The organism is Morganella sp. TYF_1, assembly GCF_043105645.1.
GTDB classification, from domain to species: Bacteria; Pseudomonadota; Gammaproteobacteria; order Enterobacterales; family Enterobacteriaceae; genus Morganella; species Morganella morganii_B.
The window spans coordinates 124,323-138,893 of record NZ_JBICLU010000007.1; the positions used below are offsets into that span (position 1 = coordinate 124,323).

Sequence of the window (14,571 nt, forward strand, 5' to 3'; positions counted from 1 at the left end):
GTTCATTGCCTGGTGGAATGGTGTAAACTTTTACCCATACTATTATTATGTATTATTAAGCGCAGGAATTCATCTGATGGATGACATTTATTCCATAGAGTCGTTACATAATTGCCTAATTCGCGGTGCGCATCTCACAAATGTGCAACAAAAAAGTAAACCCGGGCATAATGAAAATGACTGGGTCGCGGAAGAGACCCCGGTAGCTCTGGTGTACAACGGCATCTCCCATGTGGTGATGATGGCCAGTCCGAAAAACCTGGATGATTTTGCGATCGGTTTTTCGCTTTCCGAAGGTATTATTGAATCCGCTGATGAAATTCGCGGGATTGATATTACGGATGCCTGCCACGGCGGCTTTGAAGTCCACGTTGAATTATCCGCCCGCCGTTTTGCCGGACTGAAAGAGCGCCGCCGCAATATGGCCGGGCGCACCGGCTGCGGCATCTGCGGCACCGAGCAGATCAGCGAGATTTTCCGGCCGATCACACCGCTGGATTTCACACAGACCTTTTCTCTCAGTCACCTCGATGAAGCACTCAGCCAGCTGCCGCAGGTACAGGAAATCGGAAAACTGACCGGCTGTACCCATGCCGCAGGCTGGATTTCTCCGCAGGGCGAATTGCTGGGGGGCTGTGAAGATGTGGGCCGCCATGTGGCGCTGGATAAACTGCTCGGTATGCGGGCAAAAGCACAGTGGGCAGACGGCGCGGTGCTGGTGTCCAGCCGCGCCAGCTATGAGATGGTGCAGAAAAGCGCACAGTGCGGCGCGGAAATTTTGTTTGCGGTTTCCGCCCCGACCACACTGGCGATTGAAACCGCCAAACGCTGCCGCCTGACGCTGGTTGGGTTCTGTAAAAAAGGACGGGCCACCATCTATACCCACCCGGAACGGCTGATCCCCTGACTATTCAGCCAGCGGATGATATATCCACAGATTCGGCTCATGGTAAATGACCCGATCCGTTTCAGGATCAGCCTGAACCGGTACCAGTGCCCCGGGCACAATGTACTGACCGGCGTGCGGAAAGGCCATCCCGGTCCATTCAGACCAGTTATCAACGGATGACGTAATATCCATCGAACGCATCGCCGGTTTGATAATCTGCCCGCCCAGCCGGACATGTGTGCGGATCCACGGGTCGAACGGCTCACCCTGCGGGGTCTGCCACTGACAATATTCCGCAAAATCCTGTAACGGATACTGTGCCTTGAGCGTAGGCCGTACCGGTACCACCACGCCCTTCAGCCCGGCTTGTGCAGTGGCTGCTTTCAGTGCGGTGATAAGCTGAGCAGGGATACCGCGCCCGCGAAAATCCGGGTCAACGGTCACCGACAGAGCGGATACAAATGTCGGTTTCCGGGTATCGGTTGCCCCCTGCGTCAGCACCGCATCCCAGCCCTCATCCGGCAGATCAGACAGCGGTGCATCTTCCGGAAAATAAAACGGAATCGCACTCAGAAGCCCGGCGACCTGCTCCTCTCCGGCAATGGTTGCAACTGCAACCTGCTGAAAAGGCAAATTTTCCTCAAGATAAAGTGTATCCCAGTACTGGTCAGAAACCGGACTGGCTAACATAAACAACGGCCATTGCTCCGCAACCAGTGCTTCCGCGCTGTTCAGCAACGATTCATGACACTGTGCGACACTGAGGATCCGGACTGATGACATGTACTTCTCCGATAATCAGGGTGATTGCCGCTATGTTACCGGTTTTCCGGGCAAAAAACTTAATACAACCTTTATTGCTGATGCCTTATTTATACTTACATATCAGCGGCGGTGCGACGAAAAATAAAATCCCTTTCCTGTCCGTTTTCCGTCTTTATCCAGAATTTCATAATACTCTTCCGTCACCACGGACTGCCCTTTATCCCAACGTCCGGTATCTGACAGATTATCCGTGCGGTAAACATCCCCGACCACCCGGTACTGCCGCCCTTTATAGCGGATATGTTTTGTCGCTCCCGGAGAAAACTGCCGGGTGACCTCAGAATACTCCCCGTTGCCATCACGCCGCAGGCCGATCAGCCGCAGACCTTTTGTTGCCGGGTCATTATCCGCCGCACCGGGCACCGGCATATCCGGTGTCAGGGTTATCACCTCATAACGCTCAGAAAAATCACTTCTCCCGATTTGCGGCCATGTGGCCGATGCGGATCCGCAGGTCAGCACCGTTAACAACAAAAATATCAGCATTTGTTTCATTATCAGATTATCCGTTCAGCTCAAAACACCGGACAGTATGAAACAGAAATGCCAAATCAAATGCGATAACAGCCGTTAATTGAACGCATTATTATTGCGTTTAAAATCACCTTATCAATAAAAGAAAAAAATAACTCATCACTTTTAATAATACTTATGAATTAGTAACGTTATTTACCGCACAGAAAAACTCTGAATGTGCATCACATATTTTCACTCTTATATTTGAAATAAATCTGTCACAAAAAATAAAAAATGGTGATTTTTTAATTCGTTATTTAATTAGCATTCTAATCAAATTATTCTCATTGCAAACAAACGATAATAATTCTCATTTACAAAAAACTCACTCTCCTTTATCGTTTATTTGTCTTCCGGCAATCACACCGGAAAAAGGTATTTCACTCACCCGGTCATTCATTAAATTACAAGGAGTTTAGTTTATGAAGACATTTAATATGAAAACCCCGCTGGCAACACTGGTTACCCTGTGTGCCGCATTCTCCGCCACACAGGCTCAGGCTAATGCGGGCTATGGCAGTTCAGAAACACCAGATGGCACTTATATCATTGTCGGCGTAACCGCTGCATCAGAGCGTCAGGGACATCCGTCACCGGGCGGAGAACCGGGAATCGGTTATTCCGGCATGCACAACGGAACCAAAGTCAGCTTTGCCGGACTGCAGGGACCCAACCGTGCAGCACCAAACGATAACGGTGTTTCTGTTATCACCGCCACTCCGCAGTCACACCGCAATATGGGCTCTTTTAACTTTGCCAAAATAGCCGATGCCGATATTTATTACGGTGAGTGGGTTTCCGGTACGGATTTCAGTGACGATTCCCATACCGTGTATTACGCCGGGAAAGATATCACTGCGGCTATGCCATCCGAAGGGACGGCACAGTACAGCATTAAAGGACTCAGCGGCTACAGCAGCGGTGAACAGATCAGCGGCACATTCAGCACCAATTTTGATGCTAATACCTTTACCGGCTCTCTCAGCTCAACCGATCTCAGCTACAGCCTGAGCGGCGCTGTCAGTGGTTCAGCCTTTAACGGATCTGCATCTGTCAGCACCACCGGTACTGATACCACAACCGTCAGCGGTACGACCAACGGGCATTTCTTTGGTGACAATGCACAGCAGGTTGCCGGTTATGCTGAATTCAGCAGCGATAAAGCGAAGAATATCGCGTTCGGCGGAACCAAGTCCTGATTCATTATTGATACATTTCATCAGGAACAGATTATCTGTTCCTGATGTTTACCGGGTATAATTATGTCGTCGCAGATAAAGTTAATTAACGGATTTATTCTTTTTTTATTATTACTTGTTTTTTCATTACCGGTATCTGCAACTATACAAAAAAATAATCATTCAGAAAATAATACCGCACAAAATTTATATTTCTCACTAAAGAAAAATAACCTCAAAGCGATTTATCATTACTTATCTGTTTATCAGCAGGAACATCAGGCTGACCCGTTACTGATTATCTTCAGCCAGGCAAAACTGGCCTATTTAAACCAGCGCCCCGGGGTTGCTATCGGGTTATATAATACCATTCTGCAACAGAAACCCGATTTCTTTGCCGCACAACTAGAACTGGCCCGCAGCTACCGGGCCGATCGTCAGATCGGGAACGCATTGTTTTTGTTCCGGGAACTGAGTCAGCACCTGCCGGTGACCTCTCCCCACTATCCGGAAATTACCCGCGCCATTACCGAACTCACCCGGGCACTCAGTTGGTCATTACTGCTCAGCGCCGGCAGCCATTACACGGATAATTATTATCAGACCCCGCAGCCGAAAGCACACTGCCTGCACTACAGCCCCGATGGTTCCTGTTATGCCAGCCTTATCCCGCAGATCCCCCATGCCGTCTTACAATGGCGCAGCGACTGGGATTTACGCAGGCTGACACCGCTGTCCGGCTCCCATTTTCTGACGCAGCACTACCGGGTATCCACCCGGTATGATGCCGCGAATCAGGTAGCTAATACCGTAACACTGACCGCTAAAACGGGTTATCACTATCAGGATCGCCATACTTTATGGCAACTGACCCCGCTGCTGGAGCAGCATTTTTCCGCCGGACGCCGTTTTTCCTCCGCTTACGGCTTACAAACATATCTGAATCAGCAATTCAGCCCGGAGTGGTCTCTGGGCGGACTGGCGGCACTGCGACAGCACCGTTATCAGCCTTATCTGCATTCACATAACGGCACTGAATACCAGTTGATGCCGCAGATAACCTGGCGTCCGCATCCGGCAGCCACATTGTATTTACAGGCAGAAACCACCGTTCACAAAAAAAATGATCCCTATAAACATTACCGGACAGCTGCCTTGCATACCGGACTGACCTACCTGTGGCACCCGTCGGTGTCCCAGTCTGTTCATGCCGTTTACACCCGTAAACGTTATCACCATACACATCCGTTACACCGCCAGGCCAGGGAGAATCTCACCCGACAGTACAGCACAACACTCGCACTCTATCCGCCGTCATTCGCGCAGATTTCACCTCAGCTTTCGCTGATCCACACCCGCAACCGCAGTTCTGTACCGTGGCTTTATAGCTACCGGCAGACTGAAATCATGCTGCGTTTTGAACGGCTGTTTTAACCCTTTCTGATTATTTCTTTTTTATCATCCGGGAATCGTTATGTCTTCGCATTTACCATTATCTGGTCATCCATATAAAACCATCACACTGCTTCTGCCCGTGTTATTTATCCCGCTGCCGGGACTGGCGACAGAGGAAAAAAATCAGCACCTGGGCGACATTACACTTCGTAATGAACAGACCGCCGCTGACAGCGCCAAAGATAAAATCTATGACAAAAATGTCTCCACCCTGATCCTCACCAAAGAAGAAATAGAGCGCTATAAAGGTGCCTCTGCCGCCGATATTCTCAAAGGCGCCAACGGGGTATTCAGCGGCGATGCCCGCAACGGTAATGCACTGGATGTCAATATCCGCGGAATACAGGGGCCGGGCCGTGTACCGGTCACCATCGACGGCACCGAACAGGCCGTGACGGTGTACCGGGGTTATAACGGTGCCAATAACCGTAACTACCTCGACCCGATGCTGATCAGTGAAATTGAGATTGAAAAAGGCCCGTCCCTTAACCCGCTCCTGAAAACATCGGTAGGCGGTGGTGTTGCTATGAAAACACTCACTATCAATGACGTGGTGAAAAACGGTGACCAATTTGGTGCTGCACTGATGCTGGAAAACAGCAGTAATACCACCAAAGCCCGGATACCCAATCTGGGGCTCGGGGAAGATTACCGCCTTGTGGATAATATGCAGTTCGATTGGCTTATTATTGACGACCCCGGCACCCACTTAACCCCGGAAAACCGGGATAATGCCCCCGCACTGAATAAAAGCGATTACGCCTGGCGTCTGGCAGTGGGTACCCGTCAGGAAAATATGGATCTGTTACTGGCTTATGCTTACCGCGACCGGGGAAACTATTTTGCCGGTAAACGCCACAGCGAACACTATAATGATGAAATGTCTGACAATGATATCGGTATTCTGCAAACATCCAACAAAACCTATGACCCGTATATGCCGTTTGTGTCCCGTATTTACCGCAAGGGTAATGAAGTTCCCAATACATCGGCAAAAACGGAATCCTGGCTGATAAAAAATACCTGGTATCTGAATGATGACCACGCGCTGCAACTTAGCTGGCGCGATACCCGCTCGGATTTCGGCGATATTATGCCTTCCCGGCTGGGCTGGATCCGCGCTGAGGATAATATTATTCCGCAGTGGCCGCTGGCTGACCTGCATGCACAGGCCGGTTATCTTCACCTGAAATCCCAACCGGCGCATCTTGCCTATATTGATGCAGATATCCGCCTGTGGACGACGCTGACGACCAGCAATACCAACTCCGGCGGCGGCTGGCCGCGCTACCCGAAGAACATGGACGATGGCTATAAACAAGGGGATATCAGCACTATCAACCCGGCAATCGACGGCACCCTGATTAACAGTGCTGCCCTGAATGTACAGAATCAGCGCTACGGGCTGGATTTCAGCAATAAGTTTGCTTTTACCCCGGAACTGTCGGTGACTCTGGCCGCCAATATGCAGTTTGAGCATCTGGACAGTAATACCAGCCTGGAAAACTATAAACGCTTTATGTTCGCTGTTCCCGCCCGTAAAGGCCGCCGCTTTGAATATCAGCAATCCGTCAGTCTGGACTGGCAGCCGGTCTCCTGGCTGTCACTCAGTGCCGGCGGCAGACAAACCGTATACTGGAGTGTCGATGATCTTTCCAACGAGTGCGCCGCCCGTAAAGACCCCTACTGCAAACAAAACTATGAAGTTACCGGTTATTACCTGAATTATTTCCGGAATATGACCGAAATAGAATCACAGGTTTATAAAAAACGGCAGCAGGGTATGTGGCACGAACTGACCCCGGAAGAAAAACAAGCAACATGGGGAAAAATTTTTCAGTCTATATACCCAAAATGGCGTCGTGATTACCTTAACAACCGGAAAGACCGGCCAATGGTACATGAGCAAGCATTCTGGCCGGTGGATACCAGTGACGGACGCCTGAAACAGAAAGACCGGCCGGATATCGATACCGCATTGCGGGGTATTGATCCCTATACCGGGCAGGAAACGTATCTCTATGAGTATGGCAGCCTCCCTATTTCGCACGGTGACAGAGAAGTGCAACCCGTCACCCACACCTGGAAAGAAAAACCCCGCCGCCAGGCCAGCGCCTGGACACCGATGCTGTCTGCCTCGGTTCATCTGACCGATGATCTGCGTCTGTATGGCCGCTATGCGGAAACCGTGCGTATGCCGAGTTTGTTTGAGGATACTGTCGGGTTCTCCGGTTTCTCTGCCCCGCATATCGGTTACCGTTATAAACCGGAGCGTGCGGTAACCCGGGAATACGGTGTGGTTTTTAACGGGAAATCACTGCTCCGCGCCGATCGTCACGCAGATATCCGGCTGAATTATTTCCATACGGATATCCACAATGTCTTTGATCGTGATAATTATTTCCGTTTTACACAGATGGATAAGCAACTCCTGAAAGGGATTGAAATCCAGGCCCGTTATGATCATGGCTGGATCTTCAGTGATCTGGGTGTGACCTATAATCTCACCAATAAAGTCTGTGATGAAACATCCCATGCCTTTATGGATCCGACCGGGCTGAAAGATATCCCGTCATGCATTGACGGCGGTTATCCGGGCGGGTTCCTGCGTACCCAAATCCAGCCGCACTATTCTGTGACCTTTAACCTCGGCGGACGTTTATTGCAGGAGTCATTAGAAATCGGCAGCCGCTGGCTCTACCACAGTGCGGTGGAAAACAGCCAGGAGAAACGTCTGATGGGTATTGTTCCGGGAAAATACAGCGATTTTAATAATTACCCGATGCGCTGGAATTCGGTACTGACCGTGGATGCTTACGCCAAATATAAAATCACCCCGGATGTTGCCCTGGAGGTGACCGCTACCAACCTGACCAATGAATATTACCTCGACCCGCTCACCCGTTCGATGATGCCTGCACCGGGACGGGCCGTAAAATTCAATGTCTCTGCGAGGTTCTGATTTATGTACGGCGCAATAGCATTACCGCATCCGTCTTTCCTGTTTTCCCGGGAAAGAACCGGAACGTGGCAGCAGATGGTTTCTGTTGCTGCGATCGGTGTGTGTTTCTCCGTCGCCGGGCTGTTCATCACGGGCAGCCCCCCGGTGATCGCCCCGCAACAGCATCAGATGGATAACCGGGGACAAACCCCGGCGGCGGCTGTCACCATCCGGATGAATGCAGCACCGGCATATCAGGAAACAGAGCCGGAAGCGGAACAATTACCACCACCACAGGAATCACCGTCTCAGGCAGAACTGACAACCGCCCGCCGGACAACACCGGAGAAAACAACCAAACCACCATCAGCAAAACCGGCAGTAAAAACCGTGAACAAAAAAGCGGAGAAATCAGAACCGGTTGCCACAGTAACCACCGCAGATACCGGAGAGGATAAAACCACACAGCAGCAGTCCGGCGGACAGGCGGTATCCCCGACAAATTCTGCCACCGCAGGAGCTGATAACCGGAAAGCACAGGAGGATTACTTTAACCTGCTGCGGCAAAAAATTGAGGAGCAAAAACATTACCCCCGCCGGGCCCGCAGCGCCGGACAACGGGGGATCAGCACTATCTCATTTTCACTCGACGATAACGGCAAACCGTTTGCTCCGGTCGTTACCCGCTCTTCCGGTTATGAATTACTGGATAACGCCGCAATGGATGCCGTCATCAGGGTTGCTGCTGTCGGTACGCCGCCGCCGGGCGCAAAGCGGAGGGTGACATTCTCATTACGTTTTCAGCTGAATAAGGGGTTTTAGCGGCGGTGTGTATTAGCAACAGTGATTGTTTCTTGTGCATACCGGATTAATAGGTATACTGGTCTACCTACTTATTAGTCACAAGAGATTTTCCGGATGAAGGACACCGACACAACACAGACCCGGCTTAGTGCCAGAGACCGTTTACTGGAAGCCGCAGGCATCTTGTTTTACAACGAGGGCATTGCGGCAACCGGTATTGATACGATCACCAAAAAGGCCGGTGTCGCCAAAAAAAGTCTGTATAACAATTTCAGCTCCAAAGCTGAGTTAGTGACCACTTACATCCGGCTGCGGCATGAAGAATGGCTGGCGTTATATGATGTCCGTCTGCAACAGGCAATAACCCCGGCACAGCGGATCCTCGCGGTATTTGATGCTTATCACGACCATGCTGAATTTGCTTATGAACGGGGATTCCGGGGATGCGGCCTGCTGAACGCCGCCGCTGAGTTTCCGGCCGGCAGTGAGGAACGCCGCGAAGTGTGTGCTCACAAATCTGAAGTGGCTGATATTATCCGCAAAAATCTTTATCAGCTGCTGCCGGAAGACACTGCGAAAGCAGAGCAGCTGACTGCACACCTGGCTTTTTTACTGGAGGGCGCTATTGTACTCGCCGGGCTGGAAGAACACGGGGCACGGGTATTACAGGCTGCCGCCATGGCAAAAACCATGCTGGAGGCGCTGTGATCCAGACCCCCAAAGGCCACTTTACCGGCATTGCCGTCATTATCCTGGCCTCCTTCTTATGGGGAACCACCGGGGTTTCTGCCACCTTCGCACCGGATGTCAGTCCTGTTGCGATCGGTGCTGCCGCCATGGGTTTCGGCGGGTTGCTCCAGGCTGCGATTGCCATCACACCGATCCGCCGCAACCTCGGCGCTTTCCGGCAGCAATGGCATTTGCTGTTATTGGGTGCCGTTGCTGTTGCCGTATATCCGCTCGCCTTTTACGGCTCAATGCGGCTGGCCGGGGTAACTATCGGCACCGTGGTATCTATCGGTACGGCACCGGTTTTATCGGCAATTATTGAAATCATCATGGACGGTGCCCGCATGACACTGCGCTGGCTGAGCGGTGCCGTACTCGGCCTGACAGGTATTGCGCTGCTTTCCCTTTCCGGTGGCACGGAACAGATTGCCGCAGCGGACACATCCGCCACTCTGACCGGTGTCATACTGGGATTACTCGCCGCCTTTACTTATGCACTTTATTCCTGGGCCGCGCGCCGCCTGATGCAGCGCAACATTCCGTCACGGGCAGCCATGGGCGGTATTTTCGGGATCGGGGGATTACTGCTGATGCCGGTGCTGGCACTTTACGGCGCGCCATTCCTGGATTCGTGGCAAAACGCAGCGGTCGGCATTTACATGGCTTGTGTGCCGATGTTTCTCGGCTATGTCTGTTTCGGTTACGCACTGGCGCGTATTCCCGCCAGCACCGCCACCACTATCACGCTGCTGGAACCGGTTGTCGCCGCCGCACTCGCCGCCATTATTGTCGGCGAACAACTCACCGCCGCCGGCTGGGCCGGAGTCGCTCTGATTTTCACCTGTCTGGTCTGTATTACACTGCCGTCGCGGCGTAAGGCGGCGATATTAAGTGCAGTAAATAATGGTCACAGCCCACAACCGGAATGACACATTGCGCTGAATATTATTTTAATTTCTTAATGATATTCAGTGCATTATCAATTCTATCGCAAAGCCAATCAACAACCATGTCCAGATTATAATTATTGTCCAGTAAGTGACTCAGGGGTAACGTCTGATCAAAAATAATAGCTTCTGTATTATTATTGGGAGGAAGCTTTCCGGGGCAATAATCGCTGCCAAAATTTTCAGAAAACTGAACAATAGCCCGTTTACAATACTCTATATTCATCGCCATATAACCAAAAACCAGGCAAGGAGATGTACTTTTTTTACTCTGAGAATGGCATTCTCCGTTATCCCATTCATTATATTCAGGGAACTGAATCCCCCAATAGAAATAGTGATAGGGTTCCCGCCGTAACATAACCCAACTCCAGCATATGGCACCCTGCCAGTTTGCACTGCTGCCACCATGTCTGTATTTATCTTCAGCGCCCCAGTTAAACAGCGTTTCCGCTGAATACTTTTGTTTTATTCTGTCAAATACACTCTTTGTTAAACCGTCCAGCCGTCTTCCGGCTCCGCTGTACAGGAGTTCCATAACAGCAAAATCCTGCCTTGTAGGTAAATCCATTGCTAATCCCTGATTTGATAAAAATTGTTTATAGTCTTCAACATGAGGAATATCTGAAACCATTGTAAGTTGCTCAAAAACAGACTGCCAATACCATAATTTTCTGTTTTTTATACCGAAGTCAGAAGATGAAATATCTTTAAAACTTTGCTCCGGCATCGTTTTATCAGTCAGTAAAATTAACGTACCGGCAGAGGCATCCGGCGAATGTGCAGATAACCAGCGATCATAAATTTGAAGCTGGGATAATGAATTTCCGTTAATATCTACGCCTTGTGTAAAACACGCATTAATTTTTACTTCAATCAAATACCTGACAAAATTATCAACCAATCCCACTAAATCCGGATAACGGGATTTCCCTTCTGAATCCGTAATCGTATATTGTGTTTGCCATTTAATTTTTGTATCTGAATCAGCGCAAACACCCATTTTTATTAAAAAATTGTGCTGCTGTTCTTTTGTCATCCGGTTAAGAATGTCACAGAAACCTTCCGTACAAAAATTTTCCAGTTGGCTGCGTTTATCTGTGGATTGGTATTTATATAAACGAGAGAAAAGATCCATCTAAAATAATCCATTAATCCGGACAAAAACCAGAAGCCATCACTTCCCGATACAAAAACTCGAGAAAATACGTCCCAGCAAATCATCCGATGTGAATTCCCCGGTAATTTCGCTCAGTGCCTGCTGGGCGAGGCGCAGTTCTTCTGCCAATAACTCGCCGGAGCGGGCAACCACTAACTGTTCGTGGCCGGAAATCAGATGCTCTGCAGCGGTGTTCAGTGCCTGTAAGTGACGGCGGCGGGCGAGGAATCCGCCTTCGGTGTTGCCTTCAAATCCCATGGTGGTTTTCAGATGATCGCGCAGCAAATCAATACCGTGGCCTTCGCGGGCAGAGAGTTTAATCAGCGTATCGCCGTTCCGCTCTGTGATACCGGTGGTTTCCCCGGTGATATCGGTTTTATTGCGGATAATGGTGACCGGAATACCGGCCGGTAAGCGGGACATAAATTCCGGCCAGATTTGTTCCGGGGTCTGTTCATCCACCGTGGTGCCGTCCACCATAAACAGGACGCGGTCTGCCTGTGCAATTTCCTGCCAGGCGCGTTCAATACCGATCCGCTCCACTTCATCCCCGGCTTCGCGCAGCCCGGCGGTATCAATGATATGCAGCGGCATACCGTCGATATGAATATGTTCACGCAGCACATCACGGGTGGTTCCGGCAATATCGGTGACAATCGCGGCTTCGCGTCCGGCCAGCGCATTCAGCAGGCTGGATTTTCCGGCATTCGGACGACCGGCAATCACCACTTTCATCCCTTCACGCAGCAGGCTGCCCTGACGCGCCTGAGAACGAACCCGTTCCAGATCAGCAATCACGGTATCGAGTTTAGCTTCAATCACACCGTCAGAAAGAAAATCAATTTCTTCATCCGGGAAGTCGATTGCCGCTTCCACATAAATCCGCAGGTTAGTAAGTGCTTCCACCATCTGATGCACTTCGCCGGAGAAAGCACCCTGTAATGAGTTCATCGCAGAACGGGCGGCCTGTTCCGAACTGGCATCAATCAGATCCGCAATGGCTTCCGCCTGCGCCAGATCCAGTTTGTCATTGAGGAATGCGCGCTCGGAAAACTCACCGGGATTGGCGATACGGATATTATCGATAAGCAGAATACGTTTTAACAATAAATCGAGGATAACCGGCCCGCCGTGTCCCTGGAGTTCCAGCACATCCTCACCGGTAAAGGAGTTCGGGCCGGGGAAGAAAATCGCAATCCCCTGATCCAGCACGTTGCCGGTTTCATCACGGAAAGGCAGATAATCGGCATAACGCGCTTTCGGGAGTTTCCCCAGTACAATCTGAGCCACCTGTGCCGCCTGCGGGCCGGACACACGTAAAATACCGACTCCGCCGCGTCCCGGCGGTGTTGCCTGTGCCACAATGGTATCGGTGCTCTGAATTTCAGCGTTATTCATGACCATGTCTCTCTTTCTCACCGTGTGATAAACAATAAAGGCGGTCAATATGACCGCCTTTAAATAATACTATAAGACCGGCAGAGATTCCCCGCCGGTCACGGGCTTATTTTTTGTCGCGGCTGTGAAGACCGCGTTTTTCCAGACCGCGATAGATAATCTGCTGCTGGAGGATAGTCACCAGGTTACTGACGATATAGTACAGCACCAGACCTGACGGGAACCACAGGAAGAAGACGGTGAAGATCACCGGCATAAAGGTGAAAATCTTCTGCTGTAACGGGTCGGTGACCGCTGTCGGAGACAGTTTCTGGATCACAAACATCGTTGCACCCATCAGAATCGGCAGGATGTAGTACGGATCCTGTGCGGATAAGTCATGGATCCAGCCGATAAATGGCGCGTGACGCAGTTCCACCGAGCCCATCAGCATGTAATACAGTGCCAGGAAGATAGGCATCTGGATGATCAGCGGTAAGCAGCCACCCAGCGGGTTCACTTTCTCTTCTTTGTACAGCGCCATCATTTCCTGACTCATGCGCTGTTTGTCATCACCAATGCGCTCACGCATTGCTTTCAGCTTCGGCTGAAGCATACGCATTTTCGCCATAGAGGTGTATTGCGCACGGGTCAGCGGATACATGATACCGCGGACGATAAAGGTGATAACGATGATGGAGAAGCCCCAGTTACCGATGAAGCTGTGGATAAACTTCAGTAACTTGAACAGCGGCTGAGAAATGAACCATAACCAGCCGTAATCAACGGTTAAGTCCAGATGCGGTGCCACAGCTTCCATTTCGTTCTGCAGTTCAGGGCCGACCCACAGAGTTGCGTTATATTTCGCTTCGCTGTTTGCCCCGATACGGATTGCATCACTCTTATAGCCGATAAATGCATCGCCGGTTTTGGCACTGTACAGCGTATAGAAATTATTGGTGGTGCCTTTCTCAGGAACCCACGCTGTCGCAAAATACTGCTGTAACATCGCCACCCAGCCAACATTGGTGTTGATGTTCAGTGGTTTATCTTCGATATCACTGAAGCTGTATTTTTTGTAGTTGGTGTCTTCAGACGAGTACGCCGCACCACGGTAGGTATGCAGCGCAAAGTTGCTGCTGCCGTTGTTAAGACGTTCCGGTAAATTCACAGATTGTTTTAACTGACCGAAAAACGCCATTTCCAGCGGAGCGGAGGTGTCGTTTTTGATGGTGTAATCAACACTGATGGCATAGTCTTTGCGCTTCAGGATATAGGTTTTCACATAAGTGACACCATCCTGAACGAAAGTCAGAGGAACACGCAGTTCATCCTGACCTTCCGGCAGCACAAAAGTATCGCGTTCAGTGGTATACAGCGGGCGATCTTTGTAATTATTCGGGTTATCCGGGCCATTCACACCGGTTAAACCACTGATTGCCTGGTAGGCAAATTCAGGTGTTGTTTCCAGTAAACGGAACGGATCTGCGGATTTTAAGGTTGCCGGGTAAGCCAAAAGGTCAGCTTCATCAATATCACCGCCGCGCAGATTGATGTTCAGTGACAGCACATCTGTTTTGACCGTAATATATTTGTTCTGCCCGCTGCTTTCACCACTTGGCGTTGTCGTCTGCTGCGTTGCCTGAGTAGCCGCGTTAAGTGCTTGTGTCTTATCACTTTCCCACGTCTGCCATGCAAAGAAGGATACGAGTAGCAAAGCGATGAATAGAAGATTACGTTGCGAATCCATC

General features: G+C 50.4%; 12 protein-coding genes. 7 read left to right on the forward strand and 5 right to left on the reverse strand.

Going from position 1 to position 14,571, the window contains the following annotated elements; genetic code table 11:
- The first annotated feature begins 76 nt into the window (after positions 1 to 76).
- On the forward strand, positions 77 to 907 hold the full coding sequence (gene fdhD / locus ACF8OF_RS02070; protein ID WP_392495566.1) for a formate dehydrogenase accessory sulfurtransferase FdhD: 831 nt from the start codon (positions 77 to 79) through the stop codon (positions 905 to 907).
- On the opposite strand, the gene ACF8OF_RS02075 is transcribed toward fdhD, so the two are convergent.
- Both ACF8OF_RS02075 and umoA read right to left on the reverse strand, forming a co-directional pair.
- Positions 908 to 1,672, reverse strand: coding sequence for a transferase (locus ACF8OF_RS02075; RefSeq protein ID WP_354621786.1), 765 nt, complete (start codon positions 1,670 to 1,672; stop codon positions 908 to 910).
- Between the two features lie 102 nt (positions 1,673 to 1,774).
- Positions 1,775 to 2,209, reverse strand: a complete 435-nt coding sequence (umoA, locus tag ACF8OF_RS02080; protein WP_392495567.1) for a UmoA family flagellar biogenesis regulator — start codon at positions 2,207 to 2,209, stop codon at positions 1,775 to 1,777.
- A gap of 443 nt (positions 2,210 to 2,652) precedes the next feature.
- Between umoA and ACF8OF_RS02085 the strand changes: the two genes are divergently transcribed.
- The 6 genes from ACF8OF_RS02085 to ACF8OF_RS02110 all read left to right on the forward strand — a co-directional run bounded on the left by ACF8OF_RS02085 (position 2,653) and on the right by ACF8OF_RS02110 (position 10,266).
- Positions 2,653 to 3,429, forward strand: coding sequence for a Slam-dependent surface lipoprotein (locus tag ACF8OF_RS02085; protein ID WP_392495568.1), 777 nt, complete (start codon positions 2,653 to 2,655; stop codon positions 3,427 to 3,429).
- Positions 3,430 to 3,492: 63 nt separating this feature from the next.
- Positions 3,493 to 4,842, forward strand: coding sequence for a surface lipoprotein assembly modifier (locus ACF8OF_RS02090; RefSeq protein ID WP_392495569.1), 1,350 nt, complete (start codon positions 3,493 to 3,495; stop codon positions 4,840 to 4,842).
- Between the two features lie 40 nt (positions 4,843 to 4,882).
- Positions 4,883 to 7,825, forward strand: a complete 2,943-nt coding sequence (locus tag ACF8OF_RS02095) for a TonB-dependent receptor domain-containing protein (protein ID WP_392495571.1) — start codon at positions 4,883 to 4,885, stop codon at positions 7,823 to 7,825.
- A 3-nt stretch (positions 7,826 to 7,828) separates the two neighbouring features.
- On the forward strand, positions 7,829 to 8,626 hold the full coding sequence (locus ACF8OF_RS02100; protein ID WP_392495573.1) for a TonB family protein: 798 nt from the start codon (positions 7,829 to 7,831) through the stop codon (positions 8,624 to 8,626).
- Between the two features lie 96 nt (positions 8,627 to 8,722).
- Complete coding sequence (locus ACF8OF_RS02105; protein WP_349467247.1) at positions 8,723 to 9,316, forward strand: TetR/AcrR family transcriptional regulator; 594 nt, start codon at positions 8,723 to 8,725, stop codon at positions 9,314 to 9,316.
- Positions 9,313 to 10,266: a DMT family transporter gene (locus ACF8OF_RS02110; RefSeq protein ID WP_392495574.1), complete on the forward strand. Its 954-nt coding sequence runs from the start codon at positions 9,313 to 9,315 to the stop codon at positions 10,264 to 10,266. Before ACF8OF_RS02105 ends, ACF8OF_RS02110 begins: the two co-directional genes overlap by 4 nt.
- Before the next feature lie 16 nt (positions 10,267 to 10,282).
- Here ACF8OF_RS02110 and ACF8OF_RS02115 read toward each other — a convergent pair whose 3' ends face one another.
- The 3 genes from ACF8OF_RS02115 to yidC all read right to left on the reverse strand — a co-directional run bounded on the left by ACF8OF_RS02115 (position 10,283) and on the right by yidC (position 14,570).
- A complete protein-coding gene (locus ACF8OF_RS02115; RefSeq protein ID WP_392495575.1) occupies positions 10,283 to 11,422 on the reverse strand; it encodes a hypothetical protein in 1,140 nt (379 codons plus the stop codon).
- A gap of 39 nt (positions 11,423 to 11,461) precedes the next feature.
- Positions 11,462 to 12,826: a tRNA uridine-5-carboxymethylaminomethyl(34) synthesis GTPase MnmE gene (gene mnmE, locus ACF8OF_RS02120; protein ID WP_392495602.1), complete on the reverse strand. Its 1,365-nt coding sequence runs from the start codon at positions 12,824 to 12,826 to the stop codon at positions 11,462 to 11,464.
- 121 nt (positions 12,827 to 12,947) lie between these two features.
- On the reverse strand, positions 12,948 to 14,570 hold the full coding sequence (gene yidC, locus ACF8OF_RS02125) for a membrane protein insertase YidC (protein ID WP_392495576.1): 1,623 nt from the start codon (positions 14,568 to 14,570) through the stop codon (positions 12,948 to 12,950).
- Position 14,571: the final 1 nt, after the last annotated feature.

Bases quoted from the DNA above. Each gene is read 5' to 3' on its own strand.
- fdhD (WP_392495566.1), top strand. From the start codon at position 77: ATGGATGACATTTATTCCATAGAGTCGTTACATAATTGCCTAATTCGC.
- ACF8OF_RS02075 (WP_354621786.1), bottom strand. From the start codon at position 1,672: ATGTCATCAGTCCGGATCCTCAGTGTCGCACAGTGTCATGAATCGTTG.
- umoA (WP_392495567.1), bottom strand. From the start codon at position 2,209: ATGAAACAAATGCTGATATTTTTGTTGTTAACGGTGCTGACCTGCGGA.
- ACF8OF_RS02085 (WP_392495568.1), top strand. From the start codon at position 2,653: ATGAAGACATTTAATATGAAAACCCCGCTGGCAACACTGGTTACCCTG.
- ACF8OF_RS02090 (WP_392495569.1), top strand. From the start codon at position 3,493: ATGTCGTCGCAGATAAAGTTAATTAACGGATTTATTCTTTTTTTATTA.
- ACF8OF_RS02095 (WP_392495571.1), top strand. From the start codon at position 4,883: ATGTCTTCGCATTTACCATTATCTGGTCATCCATATAAAACCATCACA.
- ACF8OF_RS02100 (WP_392495573.1), top strand. From the start codon at position 7,829: ATGTACGGCGCAATAGCATTACCGCATCCGTCTTTCCTGTTTTCCCGG.
- ACF8OF_RS02105 (WP_349467247.1), top strand. From the start codon at position 8,723: ATGAAGGACACCGACACAACACAGACCCGGCTTAGTGCCAGAGACCGT.
- ACF8OF_RS02115 (WP_392495575.1), bottom strand. From the start codon at position 11,422: ATGGATCTTTTCTCTCGTTTATATAAATACCAATCCACAGATAAACGC.
- yidC (WP_392495576.1), bottom strand. From the start codon at position 14,570: ATGGATTCGCAACGTAATCTTCTATTCATCGCTTTGCTACTCGTATCC.